Genomic DNA, 22,462 nt, shown 5'->3' on the forward strand with positions numbered 1-22,462 from the left:
ACCGCGGTGGCTGTGGTAAAGATGTTCTACTGGGAAACGGCGGAAGGTAACCTCGCTTCAGCGATTGCGAAATATGTCGAGGATGGCGAGCAGATTGTTGAGGATTTGAAAAATACCGGTCGCCTCGAACAATTGGCGCAGGTCACCAGTTCATTCAATTATGAAATCACTAACGACGAAAAGATGGACGACGATCAGGTGATTGTTACAGTTCAGATTCACTCCGGGGAAGGGGTGGAAGATGCAGATCATACTGTACGCCTGGTTGACGGCAAATGGGTGCTTGATAATGGTTTTATAAAGTGACCGTGCTATCATAGAACCGCTTGAATCTAAGATAAATAGTTTAGTGTATAGGATTTTAAAGCCGTCTTGTTTTAAGACGGCTTTTTATATTTGCCGGTTTTCCGCTTTTTTGTGTTGAATATTCTAATCAGACTGTTAACTTGTGTGTATCAGTAAGAAATACACCTCATGCGATATCGTTTTTCCGAAGGAGGATCCATCTTGCAGTTTACCATTAGAATGCTGATAACCTGCCTGTTTTTGATGACTGCTCTTGTGACGGCTCAACAGGACAGCCATAAACCACAGGCGATCAAACAATACAAGAAAGTCGTTGTAGATTATTATTCTGACAGCACGCTCAAGAAGTATCAGACCGTAGTGGTCGATGATGATGGCGACCTGGTAGAAGAGGGGCGTTTCGTGGAATGGTATCCCTCAGGTAAACGTAAGCGTTCGGGCTTTATAAAAGACGGCAAACTGGACAGCCTGGTTGTTGAGTACCGCGAAGATATGACCCGCAAATCTGAAATCCTGTATCGTGACGGCAAAGAAATAGAAGAGACGATTTACGGTAAACGCGGACTTTACTCTGTGGATAACAAGGAGGAACAATCCGTATTGACCCGCGTCGACAGGTTCGTTTTCCCCGATGGTCGCCAGGTGGTCAAGGAGGGTTACGATCGCAAGGCGGGTGTTTTCATCAACCATGGCAAGTCGGCTGTCTATTATTATGTCGACGGCCCGGTGATCGAGGAGGGCAGTTTCCGTCATGGCCGGATGCATGGCCTGATTACCAACTGGCGCGAGGATGGTAGCAAGGCTTACGAGGGTATTTTTAAGGAACACTGGATGGAAGACCTCTGGCTTTATTTTGATACTACCGAGATGCTGGAAAAAGAAGTGATCTTCAACAAAAGCAAGGAAAGCTCTATCCTGTTTTTTGAGATCGTGGAGGACAGCCTGGTGAAATCGGAGTGATGATGGAACTGGTGAACGAAATCCTGTCCAATGAGTGGTTTCTGGCCGGAAGCATTATCCTGGCCGCCCTGGTGTTCGGGATCATATTTGAGATCATGGTCATCCGCACACTCCGCAGGCTGGCCAAGAACACGCAATGGGAATGGGATGACGTCCTGATTCATGCCTTTAAACGTATCTTTGTAATCCTGTTCATTATCGGCGGTATCTACTTCTCGACATTGTATGTCGATATGCAGGATAAATACCGCGAGATCCTGAACAAGTCGATCGTGGCGCTGTTGATTTTTGCGCTGACGATGATTCTGGCACGGGTACTGGCTGGTTTTATCCAGCTTTACTCACGCAAGAGCACATCCGGATTACCCTCGACTACACTGCTGTCAAATATCGCCGCTCTGCTGGTGATCATCACCGGCGCGATAATTATCCTGCAGAACCTGGGTGTGTCGATTACTCCATTGATAACCGCGCTGGGCGTCGGATCACTCGCAGTAGCTCTCGCTCTTCAGGACACATTGTCGAACCTGTTTGCAGGATTTCAGATCATAGTCAACAAGCAGATCCGGCCCGGGGATTTTATTCAGCTCGATACCGGCGAGGAAGGCTATGTGACCGATGTCAAGTGGCGCAACACCACTATTCGGTCGTTGCGGTCGACGCGGGTATTTATCGTTCCAAACAGTAAAGTCTCCTCGGCGATCGTGACAAATTACAACCTTCCCCGTGAACTTGTCTGGTATCGGGTCTATGTCGGTGTGGCCTACGACTCCGACCTGGATCAGGTCGAGAAAGCCACCAGAGAAGTAGCCACTGAGGCAGTTAGCGCAATGTACCCCGATAATTTCCCCCACAAACCTGTCGTTCGCTTTCGTGAATTCGGCGATTCGAGCATAAATTTATCTTGTCGCTTGCCAGTCCGCAGGTATTTGGATATATTTAAGCTGAGAAGCGAATTTATCAAACGCTTGCATAAACGCTACAACCAGGAAGGCATAGAGATTCCATTTCCTATCCGCACTGTATATATGCGGAATACGGATGAAAGCCAGAATGGTGTAGAAGACTAATTTCCTGTTTCAGGAGTCGATTGATTGGCCCTGCCGCACAGTATCAATGAGATCGACACTCCTGCTCTTCTATTTGAGACCAAGATCATTCAGGATAATATCCTGAGGATGCAGGAGTATGCCCGTCGCCATGGAGTTGCCCTAAGGCCCCATGTGAAGGCACATAAATGTGGCCTGCTGGCCCGTATGCAGATCGATGCCGGCGCGGTCGGGATCTCGGTTGCCAAACTCTCGGAAGCCGAGAAGATGGCTTCCCTCGGGTTTACTAATATCCAGATAGCCAACCAGATCGTCGGTCAAATCAAAGTAGACAGGTTGCTGAATCTGGCAGAAAAAGTAACCGTTACTGTGGCCGTCGATTCGAAGCCCAACCTGTTTGAATTATCACGGGCATTTTACGCCAGGCAGATGAATCTGGGCCTGTTCATTGAAATCGATGTGGGCTTGAAACGGGCTGGTCTCTCCCGGACTGAAGAGGTCATCGATTTAGCCGGGTTGATTCATGAAAACAGTGGAGTTGAACTGGAGGGGATACTCTCCCATGCCGGACGCGCTTATTCAGCTACAAATCGTTCCGAGTTGGCAATGATTGCCGAAGAGGAGGGGTACTTTATGGTCGATCTGGCCGATCGCTTGCAAGCCGGAGGTTGCGAAATCAGGCAGGTCTCGGTCGGTTCTACACCAACCATACGGTATTCCGGGAAAATCAAAGGCATTACCGAGATCCGCCCTGGTAACTATATATTTAACGATATGATGCAGGTCTCTCTGGGAACCTGTGTGCAATCCCAATGCGCCTTGACTGTTCTGTCCTCGGTAACCAGTATTAAACCGGATCAGAGGGCTGTTATCGATGCCGGAAGCAAGGCTCTCTCGCTGGAACAGGGGGTTCATGGGAACCAGTTGCTTTCGGGCTACGGTTATATTCCCGGGCTGGATTCAAAAGTAGTCCGGGTGTCTGAGGAGCATGGAATCATCACGCACAACATAGATACGCTCAAGTTGACCCAAAAAGTACGCATTATACCGAACCATGCCTGCCCGGTGGCTAATCTGTTTGATAAGGCTTATCTTGTTGATGGCGATGAGGTTATCGATCAGATAAGGATTGATGCCAGAGGCTGTATGACCTGATAAGAGATTTTCTTCAACTACTGCTAACTTCCAAAATGATTAAACCCTTGACAAAGATAATTTGAATCTGATATTACCATGTTTGTATAAAAAACTGAGACCGTTTTCGTATTTATATTGTTATATTGATATTATGGATTTGAGTAACAAACCCGGCCCGACGGTCGAAAGAAAAAATCAACACCTTCGGATCGTAATCGAGGAGGATGTCGAATATCGCTGTTCGACCCTGCTCGAGGATCTGAATTTACTGCATAACGCCCTGCCTGAACTTGATTTTGATCAAATTGATTTGAAGACCACCTTTTTCGGCAAACAGTTGAGAGCTCCGCTGATGATCACCAGTATGACAGGTGGAGCGGAGTTTGCGGAAAAGATGAACCATGGATTGGCCGAGGTCGCCCAGCTTCAGGGGATAGCGTTTGCAGTAGGCAGTCAGCGGGTGATGCTTCATCATCCCGAGGTGACGGCACATTTTGCGGTTCGCGAGTCGATTCCCGACGGTGTGCTTCTGGGCAATATCGGGGCTGTACAGCTCGAGGAGTACCCGCTTGCGACCATAAGCGGGCTGGTGGACCAGATCGAGGCCGACGGTATCTGTGTTCATCTCAATCCGGCCCAGGAGATGATGCAGCGCGAGGGGCATAGAAACTTCAATGGTCTTTTGGAGGATATCGCCCGCCTCAACGATCACCTGCAGGGCAGAGTTCTGGTCAAGGAGACCGGTTCGGGGATGTCTCCGGAGGTTATCAGACGGCTGGCTAAACTTGGCGTAAACTATATTGATATTGCCGGAGCAGGGGGGACTTCCTGGACTAAGGTAGAATCGTTCCGGGCTAACCACAGTCTTTTGCGGACCGCAGGCAACACTTATGCCGAATGGGGGGTGCCGACGGCTGTCAGCCTGGTTGCCGGACGCAGGTTGCTTTCCGATGATACCTGCCTGATCGGTTCGGGCGGTATCAGAAATGGTCTCGACTGCGCAAAAGCGATTGCTGCTGGAGCGGATATAGTCGGCTTTGCCCGGCCGATCCTGCTTGGTTTTATTGAGAACGGGGTGGAGGGCGCAAGTAAATTAATAGAACAGTATGTATATGAACTTAAAACCGCCATGCTCTTGAGCCGTGCCGAAAGTGTCCCGGCGTTACAAGATGCCCGGCGAATCTATACAGGAAATCTTCTCACCTGGCTGACACAGCTGGGGTTAATCGAGGGAGAAAACAGCAAATCATGAAGAAAATTCAGATCGTCAGAGATACAACCCGCAAGCTCAATGAGCTGAAGTCATCGCGGATCCCCGGTTTCTACAAGTTGCCGGTCGAACAGCGTCTGGCTTTTCTGGCGCGAACTTTTAACCTCACCGATCGACAGGTCGAGATGCTCCGTAATGGCGATGCCCTGCGGGTCGAAAACGCGGTCAACATGGTCGAAAACGCGATCGGAGTGTTCGGTGTACCGCTCGGGCTGGGTCTCAATTTTTTAGTTGATGGGCGCGATCACCTGGTGCCGATGGCTGTCGAGGAAGCCTCGATTATCGCGGCCGCTTCCAAGGCCGCCATGCTGATTCGCAAGGGGGGTGGATTCACGACATCGATCGACGACCCGGTCATGATCGGACAGGTGCAGGTTCTGGATCTGGAGGATTTAAATCTTGCTGAAAAAGCGTTACTCGAGAATAAGGCAGTGATTCTGGAAGCCGCCAACAGCGTGTCCTCGCGTATGTGCCGGCGTGGAGGCGGGGTCTTTGATTTTGAGATCCGCAGGCTTCCCGGTGATGACGAGATCGGACCGATGCTGGTCATCCATCTGCTATACAATGTCTGTGAGGCGATGGGAGCCAATGCCGTCAACTATGCTTGCGAGGCGGTCGGACCGGTCGTTGAGGATATCACCGGCGGTCGAGTCAACCTCAGGATTCTTTCTAATCTTGCAGATCGAAGGCTGGCCCGTGCCAGCTTCAGCTTGCCGGTAAGACATCTCGAATTTAAAAATTTCAGCGGGCAGGAAGTCGCCCGCAGGATGGTCGAGGCCAGTAAATTTGCCAGCCTCGATCCCTACCGCGCGGCCACCCACAACAAGGGCATCTTCAACGGCATCTGTGCCGCCGCCCTGGCATTGGGACAGGACTGGCGCGCGATTGAAGCCGGTGGTCATGCCTACGCCGCTAAAAACGGCGTGTACAGTTCATTGACTGATTATCACTATGCCGATGGCAACCTGTATGGCAGTATCGAACTCCCGCTCCAGGTCGGATGGGTCGGTGGTGCTGTCAACTCTCACCCGGGTGTCAAGCTTTTGCGTACGATCAGCGGGGTCAAGAATTCCCGTCAACTGGCCGGTCTTTTGGCGGCTGTCGGTTTGGGACAGAATTTCACCGCCTGCCTGGCGCTTGCGACCGAGGGGGTCCAGCGCGGTCACATGGCACTGCATGCGCGCAGTATTGCCATATCGGTAGGGGTACCAGCTGACAAGATCGAAAAAGTCAGCCAGGAGATGATCGCCCGTGGCCAGGTCAAAGTCGCTATGGCCGAGGAAATCTACAGCAGGATACGCCAGAGTGAAAAACTTCAATCTTCATCCGATGAACTTCCGGTGACCGCCTATGCCCCGGGCAAGATCGTGCTGTTCGGTGAACATGCCACCGTATACAATTATCCCGGCATAACCTCGACAATTGATATCGGCCTGAGGGTCAAGATCAGCCGTGACCCGGATGGACCACGATTTATATACCCGCATTTCCGGCAGGCCTTTCCGATCTCGGAAGCGGAAAGTGATATCCGCCTGTTCTCAAAGGCTGTCGACTATGCACTCGAACTCTATGACCTGCAGAATGAACCGATCGCGGTGCAGATCGAATCCGACCTGATACCCGGTATGGGGCTGGGGTCATCGGCGGCTTTCTCGGTCGCTCTTTGCAACGCGCTCCGGAAATACAAACATCAGACCCAGAAACGACGCTGGGATTCCGGCGTATTTGGCGACGCCCAGAAACTGGAGGCAATATTTCATGGCAACCCGAGCGGGATGGATGCCGCCACGGTGCTGTCCGAGGGCGTGCTCTGGTTCCGCAAGGGACCGCCCCGCGAGATCCTTCCGATTCGTGTGCCGACCACTGTCTCCGGGCTGGTATGTATCGTCGAACCGGGTGCCAGAACGATCGAACTGGTGAGTCATGTCAAAGAAGAACGCTGTAAAAACCCTGAGAAGATCGATGCGCTCCTGGAAGATATCGGCAACCTCACAGTCGATGCCGGAATTGCTTTGGGGACTGGTGATCTGACCGAAGCGGGACGGCTGATGTTTCAGAATCATGAGCTATTGGCAAAGCTTGGTGTCTCCACCGACGCTCTCGATAATGCGGTCGAAGAACTATTGGAACTGGATGTCCTCGGCGCCAAACTCACCGGCGGTGGTGGTGGCGGGGCGGTTATTGCCCTGGTTGAACCGGAACAACAGTACGATTTACTGGAAAAACTGGCTGACAGATTTCCGATGGTGTTCCCATTCCAGTTAGGGGGGCAGTAATGATTCATCGAGTCAAAGCCCGTGCTTTTGCGAATATCGCTTTATCAAAATACTGGGGAAAAGCTTCCGGTACAGAGAATCGTCCGGCTACACCCTCTATTTCAATCGCCCTGGCAGGTTTAGTGACCGAGACTGTCGTGGCCAAGAACACCAAAAACAGCGACAGTTTTACTCTCAACGGCCGTCGACCTCAAAAACATGAAGTACAGCGAATGCGTGATTTTCTGGATTTGTGGCGGAAGCGTGGCCTGATCCGGGGGCACTATCGTGTCTCCACCGACAACGACTTTCCCACAGCTTCAGGGCTGGCTTCCAGCTCATCCGGTTTTGCGGCGCTGGCTATGGCGCTGTCCGGTATCTCAGAGAAGAATCTGTCAGTAGCCGAATTGTCACGACTGGCGCGGATGGGAAGCGGATCTGCCGCCCGTTCGATCGTGGGCGGGGTGGCCCGTATGCCCGTGTCAAAAAATCCAGATGCGCAGGAAATTGTTTCTGCCGATGATATCGACTGGGGCATGGTCATAGTCGAGGTCGAAGCTCCCGAAAAATCAATCTCCTCGCGCGAGGGTATGCAGTTATGCGCAGAAACATCACCATATTATAAAGAGTGGCTGAAACAGGCCAAACTCGATTATCGTGCTCTCGAAAGTGCAATAATCCGGCGCGACCTGGAGGAGGTCGGTAAATTGACCGAAGCCAACGCTATGGCGATGCATGCCTGCATGGTTGCTTCACGCCCGTCGCTTTTATACTTTAACGATGTCAGCCTGAGGGTGATACAGGAAGTTATCCGCTGGCGCAAAAAGGGTCTTCAGGTCTACTTTACCATGGATGCCGGTCCTCATCTGGCACTTCTCAGCAAAACCAGCAATCTGAAGAAAATCGCAAACCGTGCCGCTAAAATCAAAGGCGTTTTTTCGGCCCAGCCCAGCCTTCCGGGTGGACCGGCGGTTATCCTGGAAAAGTCATGATAAACTTAAAAATCCCCGCTAAGGTTATGCTCTCCGGTGAATACGCCGTTCTCTACGGTGGCACCGCGGCGATGATGCCTGTACCGCGTCAACTTGTCGTGTCCGAAACTACAGAGAAGCAACAGAAAAACTATTCCCCGGTAGTCGAGACAGCCTTGAGTTGCGAGATCGAGGAACTCAAGCGGTTTGAGGATGAGCACGGGAAACCGCAACTGAAATTTGATGACAGCCGGTTTTTTCATATTGATACCGAGGGCAACCGGCTCAAGCTGGGGTTAGGATTGTCAGCGGCCGAAGCTGTCGGTGTGATCGCGCTCAGGTTTTTACGGGCTGGATTCAAACATGAGGACGCGATAGGAAATATCGCCATGTATTCAGCCCTGGCACATTCTCATGCACAGGAGGGCAGTGGAAGCGGTGCGGATGTGGCCGCCTGCGCATTTGAGCTTCCGCTTCTGTTTCGGCGGACTGACAGGGAGATCGATGTCGATATCAGGGAATTCCCTGATATTCCGCTAGCTTTGTATTATACCGGAAGGCCGGCTGACACACGCAAGCTTGTCGCGGAATTCAGCCACCTTATCGACCACGAGGGTATTACTGCTTCCGGACCTATGGCAAAACTGGTCGAACTCAGCCATAAGCTGTCTCAAGCATGGTTTCAACAGGATCGGGATCGGCTGTTTGAATATATGGATTCATATCTCGATATCCTTCGGACCATGGCGATTCGAGCACGGATGCGATATTATCTAGAAATCCATGAAGAGATTAGCAACTGGGCTGTAAAACATGGCGGGCGCGCCAAGCCGACCGGCGCCGGCGGGGGCGATATGATCCTGCTGGTCGGTGATCTGCCCCTCGATCAGCTCGATGGACTGGTTATCAGACTTAATTGATTTTAGCATCTTTTTTATAGTCAATTTACTTCCGAATCTACCGATACTCTTTACAGGAACGAGATTTACTGTTTATAGCTGGCAGGATGGTATTCAGCTGGTATATGAAATCATTGTATATGAATTAAGAGCTTTAATATAATTGCTAAGATTTTGGGGATTAGTGCCGAAATTTAGTTTAGATAACCTTAGTAAAATGGGGAATTAAATTGGTTTCAATAATTGGACTCATCATTGTCGCGGCCGGTGTAATCGGCGGTTTTATGGCAGAAGGGGGCAAACTTCTGACACTGTATCAGCCGGCTGAGTTCATTATTATCGGCGGGGCGATGATTGGATCGCTTTTAGCGGCGACCTCTCTCAGTAACCTCAAGAAAATGATCGCTCAGCTCTCTGACGTGATCACACCGGGAATGTCTAAGGAAGATTACCTGGATGTCATGGTCATGATGTTCGAGCTGTTTAATGTCGCCAGGAAAGACGGCCTGATTGCGCTTGAAAAACATGTCGAGAACCCGGAAAGCAGTTCTGTCTTTAAGAGGTATCCCAAGTTTGAATCGAACCATCACGCGGTGGCGTTTCTGTGTGATACGTTGCGTATGGTGATCACAGGTACCGCGCAAACCCATGAGCTGGAAAGTCTTATGGATACAGACATTGAGTCCCACCATGAAGAACTGGAACGCGCCCCCACGATTATTACCAAAGTGGGCGATGCGATGCCCGGTTTTGGTATCGTTGCGGCTGTTTTGGGCGTGGTCCTGACTATGGGTGCGATCGGTGGCCCTCCTGAGGAGATCGGCCACAAGGTCGGTGCCGCTCTGGTAGGTACTTTCCTGGGTGTGTTATCCGCCTATGGATTCATCCTGCCGATCGCGACAAATCTGAGTTTTGCGAATACCGATAAATCCAAGATTTACGAATGTATGAAACAGGGCTTGCTGGCATTCCAGAAGGGAATTGCCGGTGTAATGGCGGTCGAGTTCGCGCGCAGGGCTCTGCCCGGTGATATGCGCCCGTCTTTTCAGGAACTCGAAGATGCTTGTAACAAAGCTCGTATGAGGTAGTAAGGATGCCAGAAGAAGAAGAAGAGAAACCCCAACAACCAATAATAGTCGTTAAAAAGAAGGGCGGTCATGGTGGCCATCACGGCGGAGCCTGGAAAGTGGCTTACGCCGATTTTGTTACTGCCATGATGGCTTTCTTCCTGGTTATGTGGCTGGTGACTCAGTCGGATGAAGTCAAACAGGCCGTGGCTGGATATTTCAACGATCCTGCCAATTACGGTAAGATGATCAAGGGCAGTGGTGTGCTCAAGGGATCTCCCGCGCCTCGTACGACCGACCCGATGCTGGAAAAGCGCAACGAATTGATGCTGTTACGCAAGGCGGCCCAGAATATCAAGCGCGTTATGGAGGACAATCCGGAAATTACCGGGCTCAGGGACCAGGTCGAGATGACAATTACTCCACGAGGGCTTCGAATCCAACTTGTAGATAAAGGTATTGAGCAGACTTTCTTCGAACTGGGATCAGCCAAGCTGTCGCAGGAAGCAAAAAAGATTATCCAGATCATCGGCGAAGAGCTCGGTTCGCTTCCCAACGATATCGTGGTTGAGGGGCATACCGACCGCAGGAAATACTCCCGCAAAGATTACACCAACTGGGAGCTGTCCGCTGACCGAGCCAACACCGCCCGCAGGGTGCTGGTCGAATCCGGTGTGAAAGACCACCAGCTATTCAGCGTGGAAGGCTATGCTGACCGGTTTCCCAAGATTCTCGATGATCCCTACGATGAACGCAACCGCAGGATCGCGATTCTGGTTTTGATCAAATCCGAATCCACACGCTACTATACTGATTCTGAAGAACTCGAAGATATATTCTGAGCGTTTATTATCCGACCAGTTTCTTTATCCTTTTCGCGATCTCAAGCGAGGTAATCCCGAATTTTTCGTACAGGACTTCATAGGGGGCCGAAGCTCCGAAATGATCAATCCCGATTACATCACCCTCGAAACCGATGTATTTACGCCATCCCTCTGAAGATCCGGCCTCGACCGCCAGCCTGATACGGATTTCAGGAGGAAAAACCTTGTTCTTATATTCCAATGGCTGGGCTTCAAAAAGCTCCCAGGAGGGCATCGAAACCACACGTACATCCACACCGTCTTTTTTGAGTATCTCACTCGCCTCGAGTGCCAGTGAAAGCTCCGAACCGGTTGCTATTATGATTGCCTCCGGTTCTTTATCACTCTCCCGCACGATATAAGCTCCCTTGACAGCATCCGGGTTTTGAGTGAGAACCGGCAGTTTCTGGCGTGTGGTGACGATCGCCGTCGGACCGGTCATCCTCTCAAGCGCTGTTTTCCAGGCGTAAACTGTCTCGTTGGCATCTGCCGGTCGGATGACATACAGATTAGGTATTGCGCGCATACTGAGCAGGTGTTCAATCGGCTGATGAGTCGGGCCGTCTTCTCCCAGACCGATAGAGTCATGAGAAAATATGTAAATGACCCGCAGGCCCATCAGCGCGGAAAGACGCATGGCAGGTTTCATGTAATCAGAAAATACCAGGAATGTGCCGGCGTAAGGGATGACGCCACTGTGCAGGGCGATGCCGTTACAGATAGCCGCCATGGCGTGCTCACGGACACCAAAATTCAAGTTTCGAGCGCTGTAATCATCCGCGCTGAAATCGTTGTCCGCCTTTATGATGGTTTTATTGGAAGGACCCAGGTCGGCCGATCCCCCCATTATATTGATAAATTTTTCCGCCAGTTTATTCAGTATTTCGCCCGATGCGCCCCGCGTGGCCAGTTTCTGGCCGGTGTCCTTAAACAGGTCATCAAGTCCCTCAGACCAGTTGTCCGGCAGATGTCCGCCAACCTGGTCCATAAAACGAGCGTAATCAGCAGGGTATCGAGATTGATAAGATTCCATGAGACGGTTCCACTGTTCTTCAGCGCTTTGACCTTCATCAACGGCAGTGCGCAGATGAGGGAGAACTTCATCGGGAATATAAAAGTGCTTATCCTCCGGCCATCCCAGGTTGCGTTTCGTGGCGGCAACTTCTTCTTCTCCCAGCGGAGCGCCATGGGCCGCGGCTGTATCCTGCTTGTTGGGAGATCCGAAAGCTATATTGGTACGGCAGTCAATCAGTGACGGCTGGTCGGGATTTGCCCTGGACTCGTCTATCGCTTTTTGGATTTCTTCCAGGTTGTTGCCATCGATCGGGCCGATCACCTGCCAGTTAAAACCCTCGAACCGTTTTCTGATATCCTCTGAGAATACCCTTGAAGTGGAACCCTCGATCTGAATCCGGTTATCGTCAAAAAGGTAAATAAGCTTGCCCAGGCGGTAGTGCCCTGCCAAACTGGCGGCCTCATAAGAGATACCTTCCTGCAGGTCGCCATCGGAAACAATAGCATAAATAAAGTGATCGACGATCTCATGCCCGGGACGGTTGAACTGGGCCGCCAGAAATCTCTCGGCAATTGCCATCCCGATTCCGGTTGCAAAGCCCTGGCCTAAAGGACCGGTAGTCATCTCCACTCCGGGTGTGCGACCGAGTTCCGGATGTCCCGGAGTTTTCGAATTCCACTGCCGAAAATCTATTATGTCTTCAAGGCTGAGGTCGTAGCCGGTCAAGTGTAAAAGGCCATACAGAAGCATCGAACCATGACCGGGAGAAAGCAGGAAACGGTCGCGGTTGAACCAGCCCGGGTTTTTGGGATTGTGCTTGAGATACTTTTTCCAGAGCAGGTAAGCCATCGGAGCAGTACCCATCGGCAGTCCCGGATGGCCCGAATTCGCCTTCTGAACCGCGTCGACAGCCAGAAAACGAATGGTGTTAATCGTAAGTTGCTCGATATCAGTTGTTTTTTCCATGTTTGCACCTTGTGTCTGCGGATCTTTCAATTTCTGAGACTGGCTGGCATACTCCATTATTACCCCTTATGTTTTGGTGGTGCAGGCCCGGGAAAGGCTCAAAATTGAATCCAGGTGAAGAAAAGTCTTTCAGAGTTGCAGGCATACAATCCTATCCCGTAGCTGAGTTTTCTCCGGTTTGCCTCTTCGCCACAACCCTCGAAAGATTACCCCCTTTGGGAATAGATAATGAAATGTTTTTATGCCTTTGTCAACTGCTTAAACAATGAATGTGATGGAAAAAACCCCCAAAAAAAAGCGACCGGCAAGTAGGAGCCGGTCTATAAACACCACATCTTATAGGGTAGGTTTAAATGAAAAGGGCAATTCTATTATAACTCATTGTTGAAAATTGTCAACAGATATATTCAAAAAACATTAAAAAATCGGGTATTTTTCTTAACCCAGTCTGACAGAGTTAATTACCTCTCAATCTTGAGCGCTGCCGCCGCTTTCAGCTTGCTTTCTTTCAACTTTTTGAGGACCTGGTTGGCCTTGGAAAGTTCAAAGACTTCTACCTCTGTTTTTATCGGTATTTCAGACGCAGTCTTTAGGAATTCCGTAGCGTCCCTGCGCGCAAAATTTGCCACACTGCGCAGAGTTCTTTCCTCATATATAAGCGAATAGTCAAATTGCGGTATTGGCGAGAGATGGACAGCGTTGACCGCCAGTGTACCGCCTGGCCGGAGATGACCCAGGGCGGTCGGGACAAGATGTCCGACAGGTGCGAATGTGATCGCGCTGTCGAGTTTCTCCGGTGGATTTTGATCAGATGTGCCAGTCCAGGACGCGCCGAGTTCTTCGGCCAGTTTTCGATGATGCTCGCCTCTCGAGAAAACGTACACCTCGCAATCCCAGTGACGAGCGACCTGTATGGCAATATGGGCGCTGGCCCCGAAACCATACAACCCCAGCCGTGCGCCCGGCTTGATTTCGCTCAGTTTCAACGAACGGTACCCGATAATTCCGGCACACAGCAGGAGGGAGACATTTTCATCAGAAAACTCATCCGGCAGTACATATGCAAAACCTTCATCGACTACCATGTATTCCGCATAGCCTCCATTGGCGTGAAGCCCGGTAAACCGGGCTTTTGGGCACAAGTTCTCGAGACCGTTCAAGCAGTAGTCGCATTTACCGCAGGTATGATACAACCAGGCTACTCCCACCCGTGCGCCGGGTTGATGCAACGTCGCTTTGGGCCCCAGTTTGTCGACTTTTCCGACTACCTGGTGGCCGGGTGTCAATGGAAGCAGGGGGAGCTCGAGATCTCCCTCGACCGTATGCAGGTCGGTATGGCAAACTCCGCAGACATCGACTTTAATCCTGATCTGTCCCGATGCTGGTTCGGGTACTGGCAGTTCGTGCGGTGCAAGCGGATTGCTGGATATATCGTTTGGTTTATCGAATTGATAGGCAAGCATCTGAGATCCTCCTCTTCCAAGCAAGATATAAAAAACAGGAGGTTATTACAATATATAATGAAAGGACTTCGAGGCATAAAAAAACCATCCGGGGGATTCCCCCCGGATGGTAGGATTTATAGTAACTGCGTTACTATTCTACTGTGAGCAATCGGCAGGAGCCGTGCCACCGGCGAAAGCGAAGTTGATGATGTAGACAGCGTCAGAAACATCAACAGCTTCGTCGCAGTTAGCATCGGCAGCACCGATCGGATCCGGAGCGTCGCCACCGGCGAAGGCGTAATTGACGATAAAGACAGCGTCGGAAACGTCAACACTGCTGTCGCCATTAGCATCGCCAGGAATGAAGGCGGCGTCAGGATAGTAGTTGAATTCACCGTCGGAAGTCTCAGCCGTATACTTCAGGAAGAACAGGTCTTCGGTCGGAGCAGAGCCCTTGGCATACGGGTTGATCGGGGAACCGAAGTAGTTCACGATATTGATAGCATTATTGGCAAAGACATCGGACAGGCACATCTGCCAATCTGTACAGGAGGCCGGGTTGGACGGATCGCAGTCGTAGTTCCAGCCGGTGCTGTGCAGATGGTAGCAAGCATCACAGATTACGCACATATCATAATCCATGCTCTGGTTTTCCTCACCGTCAGTGTAGGTGTAGATATAATCGACACCGCAACCGAGCTGAGTGAGGTTGCAATGGGCCTGACACATCGCGGCGGCCAGCGGAGTATCATGGCGCGGATTCACGATAGCATCGATAGCGTCATGAAGGGCGACGAAGTCGTCGCTGAAGTCTTCAATGACGATGATACCATCGGAGCTGAACGTCATGACCGCGGCCATCTGCGGGCTGCCACCGTCGGAGGCGGCCTGGATGTTGGTCAGGTCATTATGAGCCAGAGCCTTGGCGCGTTCGAGACGGGAATCACCGAAAGCATCGGTCAGGGCCATTGAACCGGAACGGTCGATCAGCAGTACGCTGGCATCGTCGTGATCCGGGCCGATTGACAGGGTGACCGGGATAGTGATCGGTGAGAGACCGCCATTGTGGAACAGGACCAGGGCGCCGAAGTACAGGCCACCAACTGTGAAGGCCTGGGTATCGAAGCAAACCTGGATATCCATGTTACCGCCACCCGGGATAGTACCGGTTTCGGTGTCGACTGACAACCAGGCGGTGTACGGATTGTCTTCCATAAGCTGGAGTGAGCCGGAAACGTCGTGAGGCGGATCGCCCCAGTCGTCACCACTGATAGTGTAATCCACAGTCAGCGGACCGCCCAGGCCAGCATCGAAGGTCAGGTTCATGGTGAAGGTTTCGACATCGTCACCATACATACAACCGTAAGGCGGATCATCGCAGGTCCAGGTACAGGTCACACCGTCGCCGGTGGTACCGTCCCAAACCAGGTTACCGGAACTACCGACAACATCGTCAGCGCTGTTGACAGTCACACCAGCCGGGAAGGTCATGGTGAACTCATCAAGCCACTCAGCGTCGTCAGAGGCATTGCTGATGGTGAAGGTAACATCAGCAGTGGTGCCCGGGACGTAAGCATCAGTGGAAATGATGTTAGCGCCGTCGATTTCCTTGGCCGGCGGGAAGCCGTATGTGATATCGAAGTCGAAGTCGAGATCGATGTCACCCAGGTTGCTCAGGTTCAGGGTAGCGCAACCGTTGTCGCCAAGCTGGACATTACAGAACTCAAACAGGGTCTGATCATAAACCAGCTCAGGCGGAGCCAGTTCATTGATCGTCAGTCCGAAGTTCGGAATACAATCCGGTGACGGCCAGGTGTCGATCATCAGGTAATAAGTGCCAGGCTCGAGATAAGTCACGAAGCCCTTCGGCAGACCGCTGGAGCCATGAGCTTCAGCCAGACAGTCGTCATAGTAAGTGCCGGACGGCGGGCAGGCATCGCTCAAAGCCATACCGGTGTAGCTGGTGCCCATCGGATCGAGGATGAATTCGAAGTAGCCAGCGTCGTCGACGTTGACTTCATAGAAGATATCCTCACCACCGTCATAGGAACTCAGACAGGTGTTGGCTTCATAGTTTCCGCGACCACAGGTAGCGTCGGTGGTGTTGTACGGAATGTCGGCCGGGAGATTGATCTTCAGCGGATCACCGCAGTAATCACCCGGATTCAAGACGAAGGACTCGATGGTCAGGTTGAAGGCCGGAATACAATCCGGTGACGGCCAGGTATCTACCATCAGGTAGTAAGTACCCGGAGTAAGACCGACAACCTGCATAACCTTCGGATCACCGCTGGTGCCCTTGGCGTAGGCAAAGCAGTCGTCATAGGTGGAACCCATATCCGGACAGGTCGTGCTCAGCACGATACCGTTCCAGGTAGTGCCCAGCGGATCCATCGTGAACTTCAGGTTCATCGGGACGTCGACATTGATTTCATAAATAATGTCTTCGCCGCCATCATAGTAGCTCAAACAGGTGTTTTCGTAATCATTGATTCTGCCGCAGGTATAGTTGGCGTCAGTATACGGCAGATCGCCAGGACCAGTGATGTCGATGACAAACGGATCGGAGCAGTTGTCACCAGGAGTGACCTGCTGTTCCTGAATGTCGATAGTCAGAGTGAAGTCCTGCTGAATACCGCCATAGGTACCCGGGCCGGTGAAGGCCGGATAATAATAGGTACCGCCAGCGACACCATTGAAATACGAAGTCGGGTTATCATCGCCAGGGCACTCATTCCAGGTAGTATTGGAATGCAGGATATAGGCACCGCAGGAGCAGTCCTCAAACAGGACCACGCCGACAGTTTCCAGATCCGGGGAGGAGCCGCAGTAGTCGATGGTAATATTGTTGCTCGCATACGGAGCATCGAAGGTATACCAGACAGCGTTCCAGTCGAGGACACCCGGGCAATCCAGGGTGGCGCCGACAGTGGTACCGGTTACGGTTGCCGGGAACGGTCCAGGAATAGCTTCGGCATCAGCACAATCGTCGTTGGCCGGAGCCAGCGGGCAAACGCTTCTTTCAAATTCAATCACGAAATCCTGCTGAATGCCACCATAGGTACCCGGGCCGGTGAAGGCCGGATAGTAGTAGGTGCCGGCATCGAGATTATTGAAGTAAGAAGTCGGGTTGCCATCACCAGGGCACTCATCCCAGGTGGTGTTGGAATGCAGAGTGTAAGTACCGCAGGTACAATCCGGGAAGACCACCACACCGACGGTCTCGAGATCCGGGGTAGAGCCGCAGAACTTGACAGTGACGTCATAGCACTGATCCAGTTCGAAGGTATACCACACGGCGTTCCAATCCAGAACACCCGGACAGTCGTTGGTCGCGCCCAGGGTCGTACCCATCATCTGGGTATCCCAGACAACGGTTTCGGCATCGGCACAGTCGTCGTTGGCCGGAGCGGCCGGCGGAGTGCCGAGATCGGTGATATCCAGAGTGAAGTTAGGGATACAATCCGGTGACGGCCAGGTATCAACCATGATGTAGTAGGTACCCGGATCGATAACCTGATTGTAGAGGCCATACGGGGTGCCGCCGGAGTTGGTCACATAACCAACGCAGGTGGAAGCATCACCGCAGGACTCGGCCAGGTAGAAACCGGACCAGGTTGTGCCCTGAGGATCCAGCTCGATATCTACATAAACCTGGGTGGTCACGGTGACTTCATAAATGATGTCCTCGCCACCGTCATAAGAGTCGAGGCAGGATTCAGTGTAGTCATTGACACGACCGCAGGTATAGTTAGCATCGGAATAATCGCTGCCGGACAGGGTCACGGCAATCGGATTGGCGCAATTGTCGCCTACACCAACAACCGGGCACGGAGTGGTGCAATCCAGAGTTTCGTTCCAGGACAGGAAGTCTGACAGAGCTTCGCAGGTGAACTGATCGGTGTCCATGCAACTCGGAGCAGCCGGGTCGCCATAACAGCAACGACCATCCGGCGGAGGCGGAGAAGCGGACTTGTCAAAGTAAACGTCAAAGCCCATCGGAAGCTCGTCCCAATCGACGACCATGGCAGGGAAATACCAGGTGCCGGCCGGAACATTCAGAAATTCCATTTCGCCGTTACCATTGGCACAAGTCCAGGTATAGGAGTCGGCGATGACATAATCATCACAAGCACAGTCGTTCATGATGATGATGCCCATGGAATAGATGCTGTCCACGGTGTTACAGTAATCAACAAAAATGTCTGACATTTCAGTCAGGGTGAATTTGTACCAGACCGCATTCCAGTCCAGAAGACCCGGGCAGTCGATAGTAGCATCGACGCAGGTTCCGGAAATGGCGGACGGCCAGGTGGTGATTTCGATAGCGTCTACGCACTCATCGTTGGCCGGAGGAAGAAGCGTGCCGTTATCCTGAATCATCGGAGGAGTGAAACAGGCTTCTCCATCCGGATGGATGGCTACAAAGCCGCCATCGCAATTCGCCTTGTCAGGCTGGACGGCGTCGGTCTGAACTGCCAGGTCACCCTCGACAGGCGTATAGTACGGATTCAGTTTCTCGATTTCCATCGCTTGCATTTTTTCAGCAATCTGTTCAGGTGTGAGGTGTTCGCCCTCAAAGTCAGCGATAGCCGAGAAGCTAAGGGCCAGCAGGAAGACAGGCAGTAGCAACGCTAGAAGTAGTTTGTTACCTTTAAGCATTGACTCTCCTTTCGCTTAAGGCGGTTAATCCCATATATAAATTTACCTAATTGGCACAATGGGGTACCAATCGGTTGATGCTTGGCCTAACCTATTCCTCCCGATAGGCTAGGGATGTGCAGTTTTAGTTTTTATGTAGTTTTCTGCTTTTGCGCCGTTGCTTTGTACATTTAAGAAATAAGGTCAAATGCTACTGATAAGTATCCATGTTCTGTCTTATGTATTATAAAATTTTAATCAACTATGTCAAGGATTTTTAACAAAATTTTGGCAGATTTTTAGCACCCGCAAAAGCCCGATTTGACGCTGTTTATGAGCCAATTTAACGGCCTGATTAATCCATTTTTTCATACCGTTTATTATCAAAAAAAGAAAATAAATGTCGAAATAGTTGCAATTTTAGCGCAAATTCAGGCAATTTCAGTCGATTTTTTGAAAAAGTGCAATATTTTGGTGTTTATTTTGACAAAAAATACCGGCGATAACTGCTGTTTCGCCGGTATTAAATCAGTAAGTTGCGCTGAAAAGGTCAGTTTTATTTGATTGCCATTTCGTTTTCCCGGGCTGTTTTTACGGGATCTTCCACTCCAAAACTGATACCCAGGGAGTGCCCGGTTCTCAAAAGCGGGGAGTCTCCGGGAACAAGCCTGTATTTGCCCGCAACCTGTTCAATCGGTGTGGTTTGTATATTCTGGCCGGAGAGACCGACCATCAGGCCCAGCTTATCCTGAGCTACCAGGTGTACCGCCTCGGTGCCGAAACGAGTTGCCAAAATACGGTCATAGGCGGTTGGGATTCCGCCTCTCAGCAGATGGCCCAGAATGGTCACACGGGTTTCCATGTTGATCAGGCCCTCGATCTGGGATCCGAGCACGTTGGCGACACCGCCCAGGCGCACCTGGTCGGGGCTGGTTTCGATTTTGCGCTGGACTACCAGGTCTCCGCCCTCGGGTTTGGCTCCTTCACCTATCACTATGATACTGAAGCCCTTACCATGACGGTTGCGTTCCTTGATCTTGTCGCAGATGATATCCAGATCATAGGGGAGTTCAGGAATCAGAATGATATCTCCGCCACCAGCCAGGCCTGACATCAAAGCCAGCCAGCCCGCGTAACGCCCCATCATCTCGATAATCATAATACGGTGATGCGAGGCGGCAGTGGTATGGATTTTATCGACCGCGTCGGTGGCGGTCTGCAGGGCCGTATCGAATCCGAAAGTCTGATCGGTGCCGTACAGATCGTTGTCGATCGTTTTCGGGATTCCGACCGCTTTCATGCCCAGTTTCTGGAGGCCGTGAGTAGCCGCCATGGTGCCGTCACCGCCGATCGCGATGAGCGCGTCGAGGCCCAGCCTCTCATAATTTCGAATCGCCTGCGAGGAGCGGTCGATATAGATATAACGCTCGTTTTCGAGAATCGGGAAGCGAAACGGGTCTGCTTTATTGGAAGTGCCCAGAATCGTACCCCCGCGGGTCAGGATCCCGGAGACAGCTTTGTCATCCAGTTCGATGTAGCGGTTTTCTATCAGGCCCTCGTAGCCGTCCAGAAAGCCGACGATTTCCATATCGTAATCATGCAGGGCGGTCTTTACCACGCTCCGAACCACGGCGTTCAGTCCGGGACAGTCTCCTCCGCCAGTCAATACGCCAATTTTCTTGCCCATCGTAACCCCTTCTGTTTGCATCCAGACTGCGTGTAATTGACAGCCTTAGAATATGTTATCGGCTGAAATCCGGGCTATTTTATGCTTGCCTGCCAATCGATATCACTAATTCCGGCTGAAATCGTTCAGATTTCAACGCTCTCTCAGTATCAAAGTAAAAATATTACGTTCGGAGTAAAGAAAAAAGTCCTGTTTTAGAGAACTGTTCAGAGACCGCTGTAACCGGAAACCGCCCGTGGATGGGTCATCTTTTTCGGATCGAGGACTTCGTTTAGCTTGTTCTCGTCGATCAAACCGCTTTCCAGCACAAGCTGTCTCACCGGCCGTCCGGTCTCGAGTGCCTGACGGGCGATTTTGGCCGCCTGCTCGTAGCCCATGTAGGGCACCAGCGCGGTTACCAGGCTGACCGAATTCTCAACCATCTCGCGACAGCGTTCGCGGTTGGCGGTGATTCCCTCGATACAGCGTTCGCGCAGGACCCGGCAGGCTCGATCCAGCATCTCGATCGACTGGAAGATATTGAAGCCCAGGATCGGTTCGAAGACGTTCAATTCAAGCTGTCCGCCCTCGGCCGCCAGGGTCACGGTGACATCGTTGCCGATGATCTGGAAGCAGACCTGGTTGACGACCTCCGGGATGACCGGGTTGACTTTTCCTGGCATAATCGATGATCCGGGCTGACGGGGTGGCAGATTGATCTCGTTTAAGCCGGCACGCGGGCCGGAGGAGAGCAGTCTCAGGTCGTTGCATATTTTAGAAAGCTTGATCGCCACCCGTTTGAGTACGCCCGAAAGCTGTACAAACGACCCGGTGTCCGAGGTCGCTTCCACCAGGTGCGGTTCGGTGATCAGAGGCAGGCGGGTGATCTCGGCCAGCAGGAAACGGACTTTCTCGGAATAGCCCTCGATCGTGTTGATCCCGGTCCCGATCGCTGTCGCGCCCATATTGATGCCGCAGATCTCGCGAGTCGAATCGCGCAGGGCTTTCATACCCTCACCCAGGCTGATCGAGTACGCCTCGAACTCCTGTCCGAGCGTCATCGGCACCGCGTCCTGAAGCTGGGTTCGCCCGATTTTTAAAATGTCGGCGAATTCACCACCCTTTTTGCTGAAAGCCTCACGCAGATCCTGCATCGTCTTCAGAAGCGTCTCGATCGACCAGATCGAGGCGATCTTGAGCGCGGTCGGGTAGACATCGTTGGTCGACTGCGAGAGGTTGACATGGTTGTTGGGATGGCAGTACTCGTACTGGCCTTTCTCGTAACCCATGATTTCGAGGGCACGGTTGGCGATCACCTCGTTGGCGTTCATGTTGGTCGAGGTGCCGGCGCCACCCTGGATGACATCCACCACGAAATGATCGAACAGCTTGCCGGAACGGACTTCATCGGAGGCCTTGACGATCGCGTCGCCGATCTTGTGGTCGAGGATGCCCAGTTCCATGTTGGCCAGCGCGGCCGCTTTTTTGACCGCCGCCAGTGCGAAGATCAGGTTCGGGAAACTTGAGATCGGGATCCCGGTAATCGGGAAATTGTTCATGGCCCGGATCGTCTGTACGCCGTAATAGACATCGGCCGGGACCTGCCGTTCGCCCAGGCTGTCATGTTCGAGTCTGTATTTCATGATGTCATCCTTTCGTTCACATTATTTGTTTTCGGCCAGCCGGCGGTAAAATTTGATCAACGCGCACATATCCAGATCGCCCAGATCCATACCGACAGCCCCCGAGAAAACCTCACGGCAGGCCGAGGTCACCCCCAGGGGGATTCCCTGCCGGTCGGATTCGGTCAACGCCAGGTTGAGATCTTTAAACAGCAGGTCGATCGAAAAATGCTTTTCGAAATCGCCCGCTTTGATCTTCTCACCCTTGAGTGAATAGAGGGGAGAGTTGAGCGCGCCCGCGGAAATCGTCTCCAGTAGCGTGTCGTAGTC

The 22,462-nt window shown here is 51.9% G+C and carries 16 protein-coding genes; 10 read left to right on the top strand and 6 right to left on the bottom strand.

Going from position 1 to position 22,462, the window contains the following annotated elements:
• The 10 genes from GF404_01660 to GF404_01705 all read left to right on the top strand — a co-directional run.
• A partial coding sequence (locus GF404_01660) for a DUF4878 domain-containing protein (GenBank protein MBD3380881.1) occupies positions 1 to 306 on the top strand: 306 nt, incomplete at its 5' end.
• Positions 307 to 507: 201 nt separating this feature from the next.
• Positions 508 to 1,266, top strand: coding sequence for a hypothetical protein (locus GF404_01665; GenBank protein ID MBD3380882.1), 759 nt, complete (start codon positions 508 to 510; stop codon positions 1,264 to 1,266).
• Entirely contained in the window at positions 1,266 to 2,336 is a 1,071-nt protein-coding gene (locus GF404_01670; GenBank protein ID MBD3380883.1) for a mechanosensitive ion channel, read from the top strand. Before GF404_01665 ends, GF404_01670 begins: the two co-directional genes overlap by 1 nt.
• A 24-nt stretch (positions 2,337 to 2,360) precedes the next feature.
• Complete coding sequence (locus GF404_01675) at positions 2,361 to 3,470, top strand: hypothetical protein (protein ID MBD3380884.1); 1,110 nt, start codon at positions 2,361 to 2,363, stop codon at positions 3,468 to 3,470.
• A 133-nt stretch (positions 3,471 to 3,603) separates the two neighbouring features.
• Positions 3,604 to 4,704, top strand: coding sequence for a type 2 isopentenyl-diphosphate Delta-isomerase (locus GF404_01680; protein ID MBD3380885.1), 1,101 nt, complete (start codon positions 3,604 to 3,606; stop codon positions 4,702 to 4,704).
• Positions 4,701 to 6,998, top strand: coding sequence for a hydroxymethylglutaryl-CoA reductase, degradative (locus GF404_01685; protein ID MBD3380886.1), 2,298 nt, complete (start codon positions 4,701 to 4,703; stop codon positions 6,996 to 6,998). The genes GF404_01680 and GF404_01685 overlap by 4 nt, the downstream gene beginning before the upstream one ends.
• A complete protein-coding gene (gene mvaD / locus GF404_01690; protein ID MBD3380887.1) occupies positions 6,998 to 7,969 on the top strand; it encodes a diphosphomevalonate decarboxylase in 972 nt (323 codons plus the stop codon). Before GF404_01685 ends, mvaD begins: the two co-directional genes overlap by 1 nt.
• On the top strand, positions 7,966 to 8,868 hold the full coding sequence (locus GF404_01695; protein ID MBD3380888.1) for a hypothetical protein: 903 nt from the start codon (positions 7,966 to 7,968) through the stop codon (positions 8,866 to 8,868). Before mvaD ends, GF404_01695 begins: the two co-directional genes overlap by 4 nt.
• A gap of 209 nt (positions 8,869 to 9,077) precedes the next feature.
• Positions 9,078 to 9,935, top strand: coding sequence for a flagellar motor stator protein MotA (motA, locus tag GF404_01700; GenBank protein ID MBD3380889.1), 858 nt, complete (start codon positions 9,078 to 9,080; stop codon positions 9,933 to 9,935).
• A gap of 5 nt (positions 9,936 to 9,940) precedes the next feature.
• Complete coding sequence (locus GF404_01705; protein MBD3380890.1) at positions 9,941 to 10,756, top strand: OmpA family protein; 816 nt, start codon at positions 9,941 to 9,943, stop codon at positions 10,754 to 10,756.
• 7 nt (positions 10,757 to 10,763) lie between these two features.
• On the opposite strand, the gene tkt is transcribed toward GF404_01705, so the two are convergent.
• The 6 genes from tkt to GF404_01735 all read right to left on the bottom strand — a co-directional run.
• Entirely contained in the window at positions 10,764 to 12,758 is a 1,995-nt protein-coding gene (gene tkt, locus GF404_01710) for a transketolase (GenBank protein MBD3380891.1), read from the bottom strand.
• A 461-nt stretch (positions 12,759 to 13,219) separates the two neighbouring features.
• On the bottom strand, positions 13,220 to 14,221 hold the full coding sequence (locus GF404_01715; GenBank protein MBD3380892.1) for a zinc-binding alcohol dehydrogenase family protein: 1,002 nt from the start codon (positions 14,219 to 14,221) through the stop codon (positions 13,220 to 13,222).
• Between the two features lie 138 nt (positions 14,222 to 14,359).
• Complete coding sequence (locus GF404_01720; GenBank protein MBD3380893.1) at positions 14,360 to 18,865, bottom strand: VWA domain-containing protein; 4,506 nt, start codon at positions 18,863 to 18,865, stop codon at positions 14,360 to 14,362.
• Between the two features lie 535 nt (positions 18,866 to 19,400).
• The gene (locus GF404_01725) at positions 19,401 to 20,531 is read right to left on the bottom strand and encodes an ATP-dependent 6-phosphofructokinase (protein MBD3380894.1); all 1,131 of its coding nucleotides are present in this window, start codon (positions 20,529 to 20,531) and stop codon (positions 19,401 to 19,403) included.
• A 206-nt stretch (positions 20,532 to 20,737) separates the two neighbouring features.
• Positions 20,738 to 22,153, bottom strand: a complete 1,416-nt coding sequence (gene aspA / locus GF404_01730) for an aspartate ammonia-lyase (protein ID MBD3380895.1) — start codon at positions 22,151 to 22,153, stop codon at positions 20,738 to 20,740.
• A gap of 21 nt (positions 22,154 to 22,174) precedes the next feature.
• Positions 22,175 to 22,462, bottom strand: a 288-nt coding sequence (locus GF404_01735; protein ID MBD3380896.1) for an NAD-binding protein, incomplete at its 5' end; no start/stop codon positions are given.

The organism is Candidatus Zixiibacteriota bacterium, assembly GCA_014728145.1.
Classification (GTDB): Bacteria; Zixibacteria; MSB-5A5; order JAABVY01; family JAABVY01; genus WJMC01.